This is a genomic window from Bacillus sp. 2CMS4F, from assembly GCF_023161785.1.
Lineage (GTDB): Bacteria > Bacillota > Bacilli > Bacillales > Bacillaceae > Bacillus > Bacillus halotolerans.
In genome coordinates, this window is record NZ_JALNTO010000012.1 from 1 (window position 1) to 16,059 (window position 16,059).

Genomic DNA, 16,059 nt, shown 5'->3' on the forward strand with positions numbered 1-16,059 from the left:
TTCTTTTATTTTATTACATGAGAATGGATATTTTAAGAAAAAATAAAGGCTGTCGAGATTTTCTCGACAGCCTGAGAATCCATTTCTAAAATGGATTCTTTTATTTTAATGTACATTCTATCATCTATAAACCAGGCCGCCATCAGTTAAAATAGCTTGACCGGTGATATAATCTGAATCATCTGAAGCTAGAAATGAGACTAAATTGGCCACATCTTCAGGAGTTTGATATCTTTTTAGAGCAATGTCTGAAGAGAATTTTTCAAAAGCTTCTCCTGGTTTTAAATCATCGCCATGTTTAACCATTTCCTCATCAATGCGATCCCACATTTTTGTTTTTGCAACACCAGGACAATATGCGTTAACTGTTATTTGATATTTGGCTAACTCTTTAGCAGCTGAATGTGTAAAAGATTTCACTGCGTGCTTCGTTGCGGAATATGTGCCAAGCATTTCAAATGATTCGTGACCTGCTATACTGCATGCGTTAATGATTTTGCCTTTTGTTTCTTGCTTAATGAACAGATCAGCAGCTGCTTGAGTACCAAACACAACGCCATTGACATTAACCTTGAACAATTGATTCAGTTGTTCTTCTGTTATTTCTAAAAATGGAGAAACTGCCTCAATGCCAGCATTGTTTACAAACACATCCAAACGACCAAATGTATCTGCCGCTGCTTTAACTAAATTGAATTGGTCATCACGCTTGGATACATCCCCTTTTACTCCGATAACATGATAGCCTTTTTCTTTGAAGTCTGATACAGTTGCATGCAGCAGTTCCTCGTTAATATCATGCAGAACGACACTAAAACCATCCTTGCACAATCTCTCTGCTATCCCTCTCCCTAATCCGCCTGCGGAACCAGTAACTATTGCTACCTTGCTCATAAATATTCCCCTTTCGCAATGAGGTATAGTGACGATATATTTATTTTAACAAATCAATGTTTCTCCACATAATGTAAACTGCTGTCTCAAAAGAAAACTTGTGTTATATTAATTAATTCAAGTTGAAATCATCGTGTGTAAAGTAATAAAGTTCTTCACTTCAGGATTGATCCCATAATTGAGATGATCTATATGACGTGTGTAACCATGACCTCATTATTGTTAAAGATATGAACTCCGAGTATTCATGCCCTGTAATACATTGTATTGGAATTCATTCGACCGGTACCCAATAGTAATTTCATTGCTACGGTCTTACCCCTAAATGTAGTTTTCCTTGCTTAACATACCTTTGAATTTCGTATAAGCATGGTGTAAATGCCATTGAATTTAATTGGTCTTGATTCCAAAGCATGCGTGATGAAGAAGATCATCGACCTGGTCAACTTTTTCATCAGTTAACATTCTATTTTCTTAGCAAGCTTATAATCATATGTATTGCCGATGCTGCCGTCCTCTTGTTTCCTTTGTAATTCTTTAAGCTGCAAGCTTTTTCTGACTCTTCTTGGTTTACATTCTTCAACTGAGAAAGATGTATCGTTTAACAAATAGAGTTATCCCAATTTACTTCCTTTTTTATCAAATTCTTAATTTTTAATTTATATAATGTGGTTTTAAAGAGGAGAAAGTCCCCTCTTTTACACTGGTATTTCTTCATAACATAATCTGTCACATAACTCATAGTTTCCGCCAGTTTGATACATGCAACGTTGATAACATCGTTGTGGATCATAAGAGATTGTTTGGTATTGAGGCACATGATAATTCAGATAGTAAGGTGTTTGTGTATACCAAACTGGATATTGTCTAAACACATCGAACCCTCCATTCGCTCATCTAGTTTACTGTATTGTATTTACCTCACAGCCAAATGTCATTTGTCCATACGAAATTAGGCATTCTTTAGAGCCATTGATCTTTTCAACACATTTAGTTATTTTTTTATTTTTTAACAATTTATCAATTCAATAGCACTCCAATCATTTTCAACTTTGACTCATATGAGCAATAAACTTCTCCTCAACCGTTTCTTAAAAACATGTCAGCAAACTTGGTTTGGAAATCACTGTCGTTATTGAGTTTCACCTTCCCTTTCCTCCTTTTAAATCTAGATAAAAGTCTTTTTTATTTAATCTTAATCTCTTTCCTAATTATGTTAAAATAGATCAAAAAAAGAAATTGTGGTGTATTTATGCTTGACTCAACTTCTCTTGCCATTCATGTTTGTACTTTATTTTTGTTTTATTCTTTATAGAATTATTAAGCGATTTATATTTAAGAAAGAATGGCCAATAATAAGCATCTTGTTATTGTTTGTTTAATCGTTTACTTCTTTGAACTGATAAGCGTTACAATATCTCAATTGATTTAACAATCATAAAGCATTCACTAGCGCGAGAAATGATGTTTATTGGAAGATCGCAAGTGAAAGGATATAATCAACATAACTAATCATTTTAAGGTGATACGAAAATGGACAGTATAATGAAATCTCATTTTGAAAATCTAGAAGCAAAGGACAAAAGCCTGCAATTAGAAGCCTTTCAGAATATTATTAACGCCACAAAAGAAAAAGTAGACTGGGCTTATGAAGTGTGGGATCAATTAATAGGATGGCTGACCGATCAGGATAACCACAGGCGAGCGAGAGCTGCACAGTTTCTTGCTGGTTTAGCAATCAGTGATCCGGATAAACGGATGCTGCGCGACTTTCCAGCATTATGGGAAGTGACCAGGGATTCAAAATTTGTAACTGCTCGGCATAGTTTGCAAGCAATCTGGAAGGTTGGCTTAGCTGGGCCAGAACAAAAAGAACTGGTGCTTACTCATATTATTGATCGTTTTAAAAATGGAATGAACGAAAAACATTATACATTGATTCGCTACGATATGATTGTAGGATTAAAAAAATTATACGATGAAGATAAAGATGAGCATATTAGGAAAATAGCAATGGACTTGATTGAGATCGAGAAAGATAGCAAATATCGAAAGAAATATTTGTCAGTCTGGAAATAACCACTTTTATGCAATGCTCTGCAAACGTTAAAACAGCACTACGTCTTCGTGTGAGTGCTGTTTTTTATGCTAAAGCCCATCATGCTGCTTTTTATACAGCAACAAGCTGAATTGATTGTGTAAACGATGTTCATGCTCTTGCGCGTGGTAAGAGAACATCTGTGCTTATTGATTTTTTTCAGGACCGTTCCAATCGTAAATCCATTTTCTCTACGCTTAAAGTTTGTTTTATATCAAAATTGCCCTAGCGCTAGCTATCATATGCGGGGGATGCCAACCTTTATAACCAATTGAATTTTTTAATTGTTGCTTTTGGAGGATCAGATTCTTTAAGAGTGTTGAACCACACCTTCATTTTTTTACCTGCCACAAGGTCTTCTTTGTTTTCAATTTGACTTAATTCTAATATCACAACATGATTTTTATATTTTCTTATAAGTCTATCTTGAGACAATTCAAAGTCCTCTTTTTCAGGAGCATGTTTGCCCTCAAGAAAAACGGCTGACTTTTCATCCTTAAAAAGGATAAAACCAACAAGGTTCTGCATCTTTGGCGTTTTTATTTTATTTTCTTCCTTATCATTGCAGCCCGAAATAAAAGCAAAGAACGCTAAGACCGATATCCCGATTTTACGCATTTATCTCTCCTTTTTTGGTGTATGTTTTATAACAGTGAAATAAGGCAAATCATTTTAGAGGTAACTTATAATAACGCGACACAAGAGTACTGGACCCGGAAAGACAGTACAAGTTTATAGATTTGAAGAACACATTTACCACAGGTAAACTCTCTTCAACTCAGTTTTGCCTTTCATTACACATCATTCCCTAGTGCCCGTACATAAAAAGTGATTGAATATTTAGTACATGGTACAATAAGATAAAAAACCGATTTTGTTTACCAATAGATTAATTAACTGACACCACATTGTGCTTATTGTGAAAAACTTGTAAACTTTTTGGGTAGCCATAAAATAAGGAGCGATTTTTTGTCTAAAAACTTAGCATTTTTTCTTTTCATCTTATGTATCATTTTTGCGAAAGTCATGAAAAATATTGATGTAATAAGCACTGCAGCATCCTTTTGCTCTTTAGTTCTCGTTTTCATTTATTTTAAAGATGAGTTTAAAAAGCTAAAACCAAAAGCAAGGAGCATTCTGTTTTCATGCTTTTTAGTATTAACAGGGATTATAACTTTTATCATTTTAGAAGGACAGGTATTCATTAAAAACCACGATTTTTTTAACGGCTGGGAGACCATAGCAGTGATAATCTTGTTTGCAGTCCCTTTGATATCTGGTACTGTTTGCTTTAGATTGTTTTACGAGCATTTGAAAGAAATGTAAGCATTTTATGTACAGGTAAGGAACTACACTCGCATGTTTTATATTTACTCTGAATAAAAACATGCCTTTATCATGACATGTACTTATCAATCAGATGTTTCTGAAAGCAGACCTATTTTTTGGAACGTTCATCCCTAAACTTGCCATTGCAGATTTACCTTTTATACCATGGTTTCTCTTGTAATCTTATTTTATCTGTGTGTTTCTCCCTACCGGTCTTCCACTCCACCTTAACAACTACATCATGTCCAATTACTTCATCTTCAGGCATAAATTCAAACGTAGCAATGTGGTCTTCCATTTGTCCTCCGCCTGGCATTTCTTCACCTGTGTACTCTGATAAATCATAATCTTCTCTGTCATCGTACTTTTTACCATCTATATACAATATGATTTTTTCAACAATGGTTCTTTTCGCTTCTTTCTTGTTCCCCTGCCAGTATAAATTCAAGAAGTAATTAGGGCCAATCGAAGTTTTATCTGATTTTTCAATGGTAGAAACCCATAATCCGTTCCTGCTGCTTCCCTCATATTTTACTTTGTCTCCTGATATCATTGCAAAGAACGTTACTAAACAAATCAATAATAGAGCTGTAATGATTAGTGATTTTTTGATTTTATTTTTGCTTCTCATGTTTCCCCTCGCTTTCTTCATTTTATTAGTAGAATAAATGGGCAAAATGTTACTTGAAAAAGAATATAAAAAAAGCTGCTCATAAAGCAGCCCAATCATTGTCTTTTCAGTTTTGCAGCCATATAAGACTTTCTTCATTGTTCTCAGCTTTGTGATTCGCAGCGTGTCTATATCTGCCTTAAGACGGATATCAGGTGTTGATTATCTGCCTGTTAACCCAAATGGAAACAAGTTTACTTACAAGTATTTTAACTCCTATGTAGGTCACTACATTGTCTAATTAACCTTTTCTAACTGAATGTAAAGGTTTGTTTTAATTGGCGTCCTTCTTTTCCTTTTTGTGTCCAAATAATAACAACCTCTAATTCAGATGCCTTTTCAGCCACCATAAAATGGTTAAACTTCAGCGGGGCACCATCGTTTAAACTTTCGGCTAAGCTTATTAAATCCTCCTTCTGTCTCACACAGTTTTCGGGACAGCCAAAAAGTGAAAACCTCGTGGTTGAATCAGGATCATTTCTATACAATTGTACATCCACTGTAGCTGCGGCTTCTCCTATGTTTTTGATTTCCATTGAATATACGTTATATTCCCCCTTTTTTGGACTCGCTAATTCCTTTGCATTTTTTGCTTCAGTTATTTCGACTGACCATTGTTCTGTTTTTTGTTTAATTGGCAACTCTGTAAATATCAGGGCTTGAGTCTTTGTTTGAACAAAAGTCAATGCAAATAATAAAACACATAAGGAAAGTAAATGCTTCTTCACTTCGTATCTCCTTCCTTCTTTTTCATTAGCTTCCCCAATATAAGTGTCCGGTATGACGCATAATAAAAAGCCCTCATATAGAGAGCTTTAATTACAAATGCAATACTATTTCATTTCATTAGTCTGCGGGAATCTAAGCAGGACTTTCAGCAACATAGCATTACAATAGCTAAATGTATGTGGTTTAGATTCAATACAATTGAAACAAGCTTGTTTCTTTGTCGATCGAAGCAGCCTTTTGAAATGCTGCCTCTTGAGATTTCGCATTTGTCATTAGTTCATATATGAATGTGAGGACGAAGATAAGTGTAGCGTTTCCATCTATATAGTCGCCAGGGGCTATGTAAGAAGAGCTTTTGCATTGTCTAAACGCTTCAGCAAGCCTTTTGTCACCTAATGTGCATCCAGTTGCTAACACATGCACCCCTCGTAAATCTGCATTCGCCCGAACTTCTTCAGGACCGAAATAACATGAACGCGGCTCGTTTTTTTCATAAACGTCTTGCCCCAATTCCGGCAATATAAATTTTCCATCTTCTCCATGAAAACTTAAAATCAAATAGTCGGTTTCTCCCCTGTTCTCGCCCGAAAGCACGCTAACTAAATCATTAGGTCGTCCAACCCAATGCATGTGTACTTTTGCACCATAATATTCAAGTGCGGAACGTAATGCAAATGATTCTAACTCACAATTTGGTCCTGCCACTAAAGTAATGCACATACTTGACTGACTCAAAACAAATAGCCTCCCCAAAGTTATTAGTGCCCTAAATTCTAGCTTCACAGATTAAAATGTGATATCAAAAGATTCCGTTAGTTATTTCCAAAACGAAAAGAACTTCGACAAATCATAATTACAAATCGTTTTGTTTGAGCAGATCAGTGAAGGGCATGCCATATGCACACCCAATGTTATCCCATCATTTCCTTAGCCAATACTAATGGCGGCCTTCATGTAATCGTTGAATTAAAAAAGTTTGCTTTCTCCCACAATTCCATATCAAATATTTCTCACACTTCATTGGGAGTCTGATGCAGAATTGTTTTCTTGATTAACCTAATAGTTTTCACTATCATTTTAGTACAGATATCACGCTTCATGAATTGATTTTTCAGAGTCATAATTTCTATCCATTGAACGGAAATGCTCTTCTAGTTCCTCAAGTGTTCGTCCCTTAGTTTCCGGCATGAATTTGTACACAAAACCGATTGCCAAGATACCCAAAGCGACAAATATAAAGAAAGTAAAGGATAAGCCTGCAGAGCTAAGCATGATTGGAAAAGCAAAACCGATGATAAAGTTTAAAATCCAGAGGAAAAATACACTGATGCCAGAACCAAGCCCTCTTACTCTTTGCGGGAATATTTCTGCAATGACCAGCCATGTTACTGGCCCGACACAGCCCTGCATAAAGGCTAGAAATAAAACGGTCAAAGATAGCACGATATACGGGAGTGCTGCTGATCCATCAAGCACGATTGAGAATATGGCAATGAATAAAAGCGCTGTGGTGGTTCCTGATAAACCAACCATCAATATCGGGCGCCGGTTCACCCTGCCAACCAGCCAAATGCCGATGATAACGGCAATGACTGATATCAATCCATTCCCAATATTAGCGATTAAAGCTGCCTTTGTACCAAAACCGGATTCTTGCAGGATTTGAGTGCCGTAATACATAATCGAATTGACGCCTGTGATTTGATTAACGATGGCAACACCGATCCCAATCCATAAAAGACGGCGCAGCCATGGTGTAGAGAACTCTTTGATCGATGCCTTCTGTACATTTGAATCTTTAACTGCCGCTGCTTGTATTTCTTTAAATTCTGCTTCTGCCCTTTTCTCGTCACGTATGAGTTTAAGGACGCGCAGCGCCTCGCTTTTTTTACCTTTAGAAGTTAGCCACCTCGGGCTCTCCGGAACCATGAGCATACTTGCAAATAATATGAGAGCCGGTATGGCACAAAGGACAAGCATGTATCTCCAAACATGCCCTGTATCAGCCATTGCAACACCAAGAATCGCATTAAAAACGTAGGCTAAAAATTGCCCGCCGACGATCATCAGTTCATTTTGCGTTACCATACGCCCTCTTTTCTCATACGGCGCCATTTCTGCTAAAAAGGCCGGTACCATTGATGATGCCCCACCGACAGCCAGTCCCAGCAAAAACCGAAAGATAACCATCGTTAAAACATTCGGCGCAAATGCTGTTCCGAGTGATGCCAGAAAGAATAAAAAGGAAAGATTAAGGATCATTTTACGTCTGCCATAGCGGTCAGCCAATTTGCCGCACAGCAATGCACCAAACGCTGCTCCTAATAGAAGCATGCTTGTAACCAGCCCTTCTGTGACCGGTGTTAAGTTAAGTTGATCAGATCTTGCCATAAAAGGCAAGGCTCCATTTATAACACCGGTGTCATATCCAAAGAGAAGCCCGCCAAATGTTGCTGAAATCATTATCAACTGCAAAAACGACCTGGGATTTCGTTGTTCTTTCATACCCTTTCCCCACCTTTATGAAGAATGCTTTATACATTTTTTCATTCTTGTCAACCGAGTGTGCTGGATTCACCCTTTCTCTTTTAAAGAGCAATACTCGTTTCAGCCAGGTTTTTTTTTTCGAGACCTTATCAATCTGAAAATTAGCAATACTCAATGCAGCGAATGAGGCTTTTCACAAAAACAACCTAATTGAAATCGCTTTCATTTTTTGCAAGAAACATATCCACTTTTTTGTTATGTCCTAGTTATATTTTTGTTACATCCTTGTTAGGTTTGATATTATCATAATTTTAAAAGCGTTTTCAGTCAATAAAAAACTTCTGAAGTTTTTTAGCAATCATAGGATTTTCCCAGATAAAACGCCTAACACCAGGAATACATACTAATCCCCTTATGCTCCGAATGATTTCAGGAAATTCAGCTGAACATGTTCTATTTTCATTATATTATGGTTATGGTTATGTTTTTGAAACCTTTTTGTGATATTTGAATATTGATCAAAAGCTAGTACTCAAATATAAACGTGTTAAGAAAAATTACATTCACAATAAATAGCGATATCATTATAATGAATGTTGGTTGATTGAGATAGAAAGAAACAGAAGAAGGAGAAATGGAATTGAAGAAAGTAATGTTAGGCTTTAGTCTATTAGCTTTGAGTTTTTCTTTGGCAGCCTGCGGATTAAATGATACTGCTGAAAAAAACCATTCAGATCTTAAACAGCCAGTTGCCAAGAATTCTAACTCTGAAGCAAAAAAAGGCTTGGTGGATGCTGTATTAGAAAGGCCTGTTGACGGAGATACGATCAAAGTTAGCTATAACGGCAATATTGACACGGTTCGCTACTTGCTCATTGATACTCCAGAGACTAAAAAGCCACATTCATGTGTTCAGCCATATGGTGAGGATGCATCTAATCGAAACAAAGAATTGGTTAGCGGCGGCAAGCTGCAATTAGAATTTGATAAAGGAGAGCGCAGGGATAAATTCGGAAGGCTGTTAGCTTACGTTTATGTCGATGGCAAGTCTGTTCAAGAAACACTGTTAAAAGAAGGATTAGCCAGAGTAGCATATGTTTATGAGCCAAATACGAAATACATAGACCAGTTTAGAAAAGATGAACAGGAAGCACAAACGAAAAAACGTTCTATTTGGAGTAAAAACGGTTATGTGAATGCCAGAGGATTTAAAGGCTGTGTTAAGCAGCCCTCAACTGAAAAACACAAGTAAAAAAAAGATATAGTTCGTGATAGACACCCTTTTGAATGAATATAATGCAATAAATCAAAAAAGAGGGTGCCTCACAAAAATGAATTCTCTACTAAAGAACGAAGACATGATTGCGATGATTAGAAATGGTCTTAGCACATCACAATACCCAAAGAACATAATTGTTGTTGGCGCCGGGTTGGCCGGGCTTGTTTCTGCATCTTTACTGAAGAATGCGGGACATAAAGTGACGATTCTGGAAGCGAGTGATAGAGTCGGGGGCAGAGTTTGCACGTTGCGATCTCCCTTCAGTGCCGGGCTGTATTTCAATGTTGGACCAATGCGCATTCCGGATATCCATACTCTAACCTTGGAATATATAAAAAAATTCAGCCTGCCAACTAGTGTATTTTTGAACAGAACTCCAATGGACATCATTTACGCCAATGGCATTCAAACACGTCTTCATCAATTTGAAAGCAATCCGGGTATCTTAAGATACCCAGTTGCAGCAAATGAACAAGGAAAAACGGCCGAAGAGCTGATGCTTTCTGTATTGCAGCCTATCCTCAATTTTATTTATGTAGATCCTGCGAGAAATTGGCGGATCGTTGAAACACAATACAGGAACCATTCGTTAGGCTCTTACTTGAATACTTATTTTTCATACGGTGCAATCGATATGATCGGCGTACTTTTGGATATGGAAGCATATATGGGGATGTCCCTTGTTGAAGTGTTACGGGAATCCATCTTTTATACGTCGCCAACTCGCTTCTATGAAATAATAGGCGGCATGGATCGGCTTCCTCAAGCATTTCTTCCTCAATTAAAAGAACATATTGTCTTCCATCATAAAATGGTGAAAATATCTCAAAACCAAAACAATGTTACGGTTAACTGCATTCATCAACAGACAGCAAAACATTTGGCAGTGACAGGCGATCTCGCTATCATAACCATCCCTTTTTCAACATTGCGTTTTGTACAAGTTGAACCATATGATTCATTTTCCTATTATAAACGGCGGGCCATTCGTGAACTCAACTATATTGCCGCAACAAAAATCGGAATAGAGTTTAAGAGCCGTTTTTGGGAAAAAGCTGGGCAGCGCGGCGGCAAATCGATAACTGATCTTCCGATTAGATTTTCGTATTATCCCAGCATTGACATTGGATCGAATGGACATGCTGTCGTTGCAGCGAGTTACACATGGGCGGATGAGGCACTGATATGGGACAGTCTTTCAGAGGGAGAGCGCCTCCGCTATACATTAATAAATTTATCGGAAATATATGGTGATATTGTATGGTCAGAGTTTGTGACCGGCGCTTCTTTTAGCTGGACCCAAAATCCTTATTCAGCCGGGGGTTTCACAGCTTTCGAACCAGGACAGGAATTACAGCTGTATCCATACATCCCTGCCCCTGAAGGGAAAATACATTTCGCTGGAGAACATGCCTCACTTACTCACGGATGGATGCAAGGAGCAATTGAATCCGGAATACGAACGGCGTATGAAGTGAATCGTATAACTTAAATGCTACGTTTTTTATATTCGTTTTAGTGACTCCTATAGATAGATTTGATATTGCTTTTTCATGACGAACATTGATTTTGTTGAATACTATAGAAACAGCAATTAGATCGTGTAGCTTATCAAAAACACCCCTTCACATTAATGTGAGGGGTTATTTGTGAGTAGACAATACTTCCGATTTGATCGTAAATCAAGAGTTTGGACTGATACCAAATCAGGATTTGAATCAAAACTTAAAAGGTTGATTTACTGCTTGAATTTCCTCCCGGATTGAAGGTTGCGTTGTAATGAATTGACATGTTTCCAAGTTGTGAGTGAGTCTTGGTTGTATCGAATTTCTTGCCTTTTCGGAATAAAGCATTCCCAATGCTACTCCACTGGGCACTTAATGCGCCGTCGCTATTGAGCGTCATCCTGGTGTTCCCATAATCCTTCCGCATTCATATTCATAGCTAGGGAGCCGATTTGATCTGTAGTTTTGTCATCAAATGCCTTTGTTGATGATTAGTCGTTAATTGTTCTTTCGTTGATCCCCTGACAAAAAAATACGCTCTTTACGAACCACACTTATAATTAGTTTTTTCGAAAGCTCTTCAAGGCTGTATTTAGATCCTTTGTGTGAGTGTAAATTTTCTTATACACATCGAATAGTGTTTTATATGTTTGAACATTTTGTTCCTTTGGATAAAATGTAGCAGCCTCACGAATGAACTGCTCTGCACACTCTTCAAGAGATTCAAACCACCTACTTCCAAAGGCAGCTAGCATAGCAGTACCCATGGCTGGGCCTTGTTCATTTGCCAACTTTATCACCCTCGCATTGAAAATATCAGCTTGCATTTGAAGCCACGTTTCATTTTTAGCTCCTCCACCAATAGAAACAACGGTATGCACTGATTTTCCCGCTTCTCGAAATAGCTCAATTGATTCATGTAAAGAGAATGTAATGCCTTCCATAACCGCCCTCAAAAAATGCTCTCTTTTGTGTGCTCTATCCATTCCAATTAAGCTTCCCCGAATAGAAGAATCAGCATGTGGCGTTCTTTCACCTACCAAATAAGGAGTGTATAGCAGTCCATTTGCTCCTATTGGAATAGATTCCACCCCCTGCAATAATTGCTCAAATGTTTCGTTTGGGGCAAACGTTCTTTTGAACCAGTCCAAGCTGTACCCTGCAGCGAGCGTGACTCCCATCGTATAAAAAGAATCCTTTTTTCCATGATTAAAAAAGTGCACTTTCCCTTTAAAGTCGCTTTCTTCGCCTTCTTCGTATGAAAGTATGACCCCTGACGTTCCAATACTGCATAATGTTTTTCCGGAAGAAAGAATGCCGGCTCCAATCGCACCACAAGCATTATCTGCTCCCCCAGCGTACACTTTTGTTTTTTCCAACAGCCCTGTCTCAGCCGCAACGTTCGGAAGCAGCGATCCTACACAATCATGAGATTCAACAAGCGGAGGACAAATATCTGCAGAAATGCCAAATCGATTGCAAATATCATCGCTCCACTCCTTGCGAGTAATATGTAAAAGTAACGTTCCTGCTGCATCGGAGTATTCGGTGTGAATGGCACCGGTCATACGAAATCTCACATAGTCTTTCGGAAGCAAAAAAACAGCCGTTTTTTTAAAAAGTTCAGGCTCATGTTCCTTCACCCATAAGATTTTAGGTAATGTAAACCCTTCTAAAGCACGATTTTTTGTGATGTTAAGCAGATTATCACCGAATTTCTCGGTCATCCTAATACATTGAGGCGTGGTTCTGGTGTCATTCCAAAGAATCGCATGACGTAACACCTGCCGATCCTGGTCAAGCAGTACTAACCCATGCATTTGTCCTGAATAACTTATCCCATCAATATCCTTGGCTTGAACGTTAGATATGGAAACCAATTCAGCCAATGCATCAATTGTTTGCTGCACCCAGTCTTCAGGATTTTGCTCACTATATCCCGCCTTCTCTTGAATGAGCGGATAACTTTTGGACGTTTCTGCACAAACCTTGCCGTTTTGATTAACTAAAATCGTTTTAACAGCACTCGTTCCAAGATCTATTCCAATGACATATTTCATTTTTTCACCTCTTACCCTTATAAAAAAACCATTCACTCTAAATAAATGCCCAGTTATAGAAATTACCCGTCATAACAATAAGCAAAAGTTAAATCATGACGGGTAGTCTCAGGTATTGGCTATTATGCTATACCTTTTTATAGCGGTTCTCTTTATCTGTTATACTTCTAAAATGTATTGGTTCAATATAGCTTTTAATCGCTCCTGTCTTCCTGATTCGTTTTTGATTGCTGTATTATTTAGCGCATATTGCTCAAGAGTATGGAAATTAGCTCTTCCTTCTGTAATTTCAAGACCTATTCCTTCAGTAAAGCTGCGATAACGATGTTGAATCACATCATCAAACACACGATCTTCGATTAATTTATGAGCTACTCTCAATCCTCTTGCAAATGCATCCATCCCTGCAACATGGGAATATATTAAATCATCAGGCTCAAAAGAAGACCTTCTGACCTTCGCATCGAAGTTTAATCCGCCGCTTCCAAGGCCGCCATTTTGCAGGATTTCGTACATTGCTAATGTCGTAGAATATAAATCCGTCGGAAATTCATCTGTATCCCAGCCTAAAAGAGGATCACCCTGATTCGCGTCAACAGAGCCAAGAAGACCATGTACTCTTGCCATCCGTAATTCATGTTCAAATGTATGCCCGGCTAAGGTGGCATGATTGGCTTCAAGATTTAATTTAAAATGATTGTCTAAGCCATATTGCTTTAAAAAGGCAATGGTTGTTGCTGCATCTGTATCATATTGATGAGTGGTTGGCTCTTTTGGTTTTGGCTCAATCAAAAACTGCCCTGTATATCCGATTTCCTTCGCATAATCCACTGCCATATGCATGAATCTCGCCAAATTATCAAGCTCCAATTTTAAATCGGTATTTAACAATGTTTCATATCCTTCACGGCCGCCCCAAAATACATAGTTCTCGGCGCCAAGCTCTTTTGCTGTTTCTAACCCTTTTTTTACTTGTGCTGCAGCATACGCAAACACATCTGCATTGCAGGAAGTCGCCGCACCATGGACGAAACGGGGATTCGTGAACATGTTTGCAGTATTCCATAATAGCTTAACGTTGCTAGTTCTCATATACTCTTTAATCATGCCCACGATGATATCTACATTTTGATTTGTCTCTTTTAACGTACTTCCTTCTGGTGCAACATCTCGGTCATGAAAAGCAAAGAATGGTGCATCTAGTTTTTCAAACATCTCAAATGCTGCTTCTACTCTCGCCTTCGCCAAATCCATTCCTTTATAATGATCCCATGGTCTTTGCATCGTAGCTGCCCCAAAAACGTCTGTTCCATCAGCGGTAAATGTATGCCAATAGGCAATAGAAAACCGTAAGTGCTCTTTCATCGTTTTTCCGCCGATTACTTCTTGAGAATTATAATATTTAAATGCTAAAGGATTAGTGGAATCTTTCCCTTCGTAAACCACTTTGTTTACGCTTTCAAAATAGTTGACTGAACTTGAATGAGATTGAGCCATGTTATTTCCCCCTTAAAAGTCATTTCAAATACATGCGCGTTTTATTTTATATTGTAAGTAAGTTGTCTATTAGTTTGTTGTTCGAACAAACTAACTTATTTTAATCTTATACCAACCTCATCAGTATTTTCAAGATTTTTTTGTTTTTTATGAACACATTAGATATAGTAAAGGTAAGATGAGCTATGTACTATGTCTCATACTGAAAACAATACATTTCAACTTAATTTAAAGATTATACAAATGGAGTGGATTAAGTGGTTATCGCTGATCAAACCTTTGTCAAAAAAGTAAATCAAAAGTTATTATTAAAAGAAATTCTTAAAAATTCACCTATTTCAAGAGCAAAATTATCTGAAAAGACTGGATTAAATAAATCAACTGTTTCATCACAGGTAAACACGTTAATGAAAGAAAATCTTGTATTTGAAATAGGTCAGGGACAATCAAGTGGCGGAAGAAGACCTGTCATGCTTGTTTTTAATAAAAAGGCAGGATACTCCGTAGGAATAGATGTTGGTGTGGATTATATTAATGGCATTTTAACAGACCTTGAAGGAACGATCGTTCTTGATCAACACCACCATTTGGAATCGAATTCTCCAGAAAAAACCAAAGACATTTTAATTGATATGATTCATCACTTGATTACGCATATGCCACAATCTCCATACGGGCTTACTGGTATAGGCATATGCGTGCCTGGACTAGTTGATAAAAATCAAAAAATTGTTTTCACTCCGAACTCCAACTGGAGAGATATTGACTTAAAATCTTTCATACAAGAGAAGTTCAATGTGCCCGTTTTTATTGAAAATGAGGCGAATGCTGGGGCATATGGAGAAAAAGTATTCGGTGCTGCAAAAAATCACGATAACATTATTTATGCAAGTGTCAGTACAGGGATAGGGATCGGTGTTATTATCAACAATGATTTATATAGAGGGGTAAGCGGATTCTCTGGAGAAATGGGACATATGACAATAGACTTTAATGGCCCTAAATGCAGTTGCGGAAACCGAGGCTGCTGGGAATTGTATGCTTCTGAGAAGGCTTTATTAAAATCTCTTCAGACTAAAGAGAAAAAAGTGTCCTATCAAGATATTATAGACCTCGCCCACCGGAATGATATTGGAACTTTAAATGCATTACAGAATTTTGGATTCTATTTAGGAATAGGCCTTACCAATATTCTAAATACATTCAATCCTCAAGCCATCATTTTAAGAAACAGCATAATTGAATCGCATCCTATGGTTTTAAATTCAATTAGAAGTGAAGTGTCGTCCAGGGTTTATTCCCAATTAGGCAATAGCTATGAATTATTACCGTCTTTCTTAGGAAAAAATGCACCGGCATTAGGAATGTCCTCTATTGTTATTGATCATTTTCTGGATATGGTTACAATGTAATTTATGATTAAAATGTACAGATCTCTATGTCCTGCGCTCATCTTTAAAGATGAGCTTTTTGTTTGTTATTTTAATGTTGAATATTTCTGAAGGAATATT

12 protein-coding genes and 3 pseudogenes are annotated in these 16,059 nt (G+C 37.5%); 5 read left to right on the plus strand and 10 right to left on the minus strand.

The window, feature by feature from the left end; genetic code table 11:
* Positions 1-120: 120 nt before the first annotated feature.
* Together MTN95_RS15780 and MTN95_RS21695 are read right to left on the minus strand one after the other, a co-directional pair.
* Positions 121-894 carry an acetoin reductase gene (locus MTN95_RS15780; protein WP_248338905.1) on the minus strand — a complete coding sequence of 258 codons (774 nt, stop codon included), beginning with the start codon at positions 892-894 and terminating at the stop codon, positions 121-123.
* A 112-nt stretch (positions 895-1,006) separates the two neighbouring features.
* A pseudogene (locus tag MTN95_RS21695) lies at positions 1,007-1,424 on the minus strand (thymidylate synthase); the annotation flags it as partial.
* 1,003 nt (positions 1,425-2,427) lie between these two features.
* Between MTN95_RS21695 and MTN95_RS15785 the strand changes: the two are divergent.
* A complete protein-coding gene (locus MTN95_RS15785; protein ID WP_248338907.1) occupies positions 2,428-2,973 on the plus strand; it encodes a hypothetical protein in 546 nt (181 codons plus the stop codon).
* A 280-nt stretch (positions 2,974-3,253) separates the two neighbouring features.
* On the opposite strand, the gene MTN95_RS15790 is transcribed toward MTN95_RS15785, so the two are convergent.
* Positions 3,254-3,610 carry a DUF3221 domain-containing protein gene (locus tag MTN95_RS15790; RefSeq protein WP_248338909.1) on the minus strand — a complete coding sequence of 119 codons (357 nt, stop codon included), beginning with the start codon at positions 3,608-3,610 and terminating at the stop codon, positions 3,254-3,256.
* A 351-nt stretch (positions 3,611-3,961) separates the two neighbouring features.
* Between MTN95_RS15790 and MTN95_RS15795 the strand changes: the two genes are divergently transcribed.
* Positions 3,962-4,318 (plus strand): YoqO family protein, encoded by a 357-nt coding sequence (locus MTN95_RS15795; RefSeq protein WP_248338912.1) that lies wholly within the window; start codon positions 3,962-3,964, stop codon positions 4,316-4,318.
* A 154-nt stretch (positions 4,319-4,472) separates the two neighbouring features.
* Here the strand turns inward: MTN95_RS15795 and MTN95_RS15800 are convergent, their stop codons facing one another.
* The 4 genes from MTN95_RS15800 to MTN95_RS15815 all read right to left on the minus strand — a co-directional run bounded on the left by MTN95_RS15800 (position 4,473) and on the right by MTN95_RS15815 (position 8,225).
* Positions 4,473-4,952, minus strand: coding sequence for a DUF4944 domain-containing protein (locus MTN95_RS15800; protein ID WP_248339016.1), 480 nt, complete (start codon positions 4,950-4,952; stop codon positions 4,473-4,475).
* Between the two features lie 290 nt (positions 4,953-5,242).
* Positions 5,243-5,719 carry a hypothetical protein gene (locus MTN95_RS15805; protein ID WP_248338914.1) on the minus strand — a complete coding sequence of 159 codons (477 nt, stop codon included), beginning with the start codon at positions 5,717-5,719 and terminating at the stop codon, positions 5,243-5,245.
* 190 nt (positions 5,720-5,909) lie between these two features.
* A complete protein-coding gene (locus tag MTN95_RS15810; RefSeq protein WP_248338916.1) occupies positions 5,910-6,455 on the minus strand; it encodes a delta-aminolevulinic acid dehydratase in 546 nt (181 codons plus the stop codon).
* 354 nt (positions 6,456-6,809) lie between these two features.
* Entirely contained in the window at positions 6,810-8,225 is a 1,416-nt protein-coding gene (locus tag MTN95_RS15815) for a sugar porter family MFS transporter (RefSeq protein ID WP_248338918.1), read from the minus strand.
* A 622-nt stretch (positions 8,226-8,847) separates the two neighbouring features.
* Here MTN95_RS15815 and MTN95_RS15820 point away from each other — a divergent pair.
* Positions 8,848-9,456: pseudogene (locus tag MTN95_RS15820) on the plus strand (thermonuclease family protein); the annotation flags it as partial.
* An 82-nt stretch (positions 9,457-9,538) separates the two neighbouring features.
* Positions 9,539-10,978: a flavin monoamine oxidase family protein gene (locus MTN95_RS15825; RefSeq protein ID WP_248338922.1), complete on the plus strand. Its 1,440-nt coding sequence runs from the start codon at positions 9,539-9,541 to the stop codon at positions 10,976-10,978.
* Positions 10,979-11,232: 254 nt separating this feature from the next.
* On the opposite strand, the pseudogene MTN95_RS15830 reads toward MTN95_RS15825, so the two are convergent.
* The 3 genes and pseudogenes from MTN95_RS15830 to xylA form a co-directional block, all read right to left on the minus strand.
* Positions 11,233-11,412, minus strand: a pseudogene (locus MTN95_RS15830) (glycoside hydrolase family 11 protein); the annotation flags it as partial.
* Between the two features lie 139 nt (positions 11,413-11,551).
* Positions 11,552-13,051 (minus strand): xylulokinase, encoded by a 1,500-nt coding sequence (gene xylB / locus MTN95_RS15835; protein ID WP_248338924.1) that lies wholly within the window; start codon positions 13,049-13,051, stop codon positions 11,552-11,554.
* Between the two features lie 159 nt (positions 13,052-13,210).
* On the minus strand, positions 13,211-14,548 hold the full coding sequence (xylA, locus tag MTN95_RS15840; RefSeq protein ID WP_105992023.1) for a xylose isomerase: 1,338 nt from the start codon (positions 14,546-14,548) through the stop codon (positions 13,211-13,213).
* A gap of 257 nt (positions 14,549-14,805) precedes the next feature.
* Here xylA and xylR point away from each other — a divergent pair, with 257 nt between their 5' ends.
* Positions 14,806-15,960 (plus strand): transcriptional repressor XylR, encoded by a 1,155-nt coding sequence (gene xylR / locus MTN95_RS15845; RefSeq protein WP_101861430.1) that lies wholly within the window; start codon positions 14,806-14,808, stop codon positions 15,958-15,960.
* Positions 15,961-16,059 lie beyond the last annotated feature (99 nt).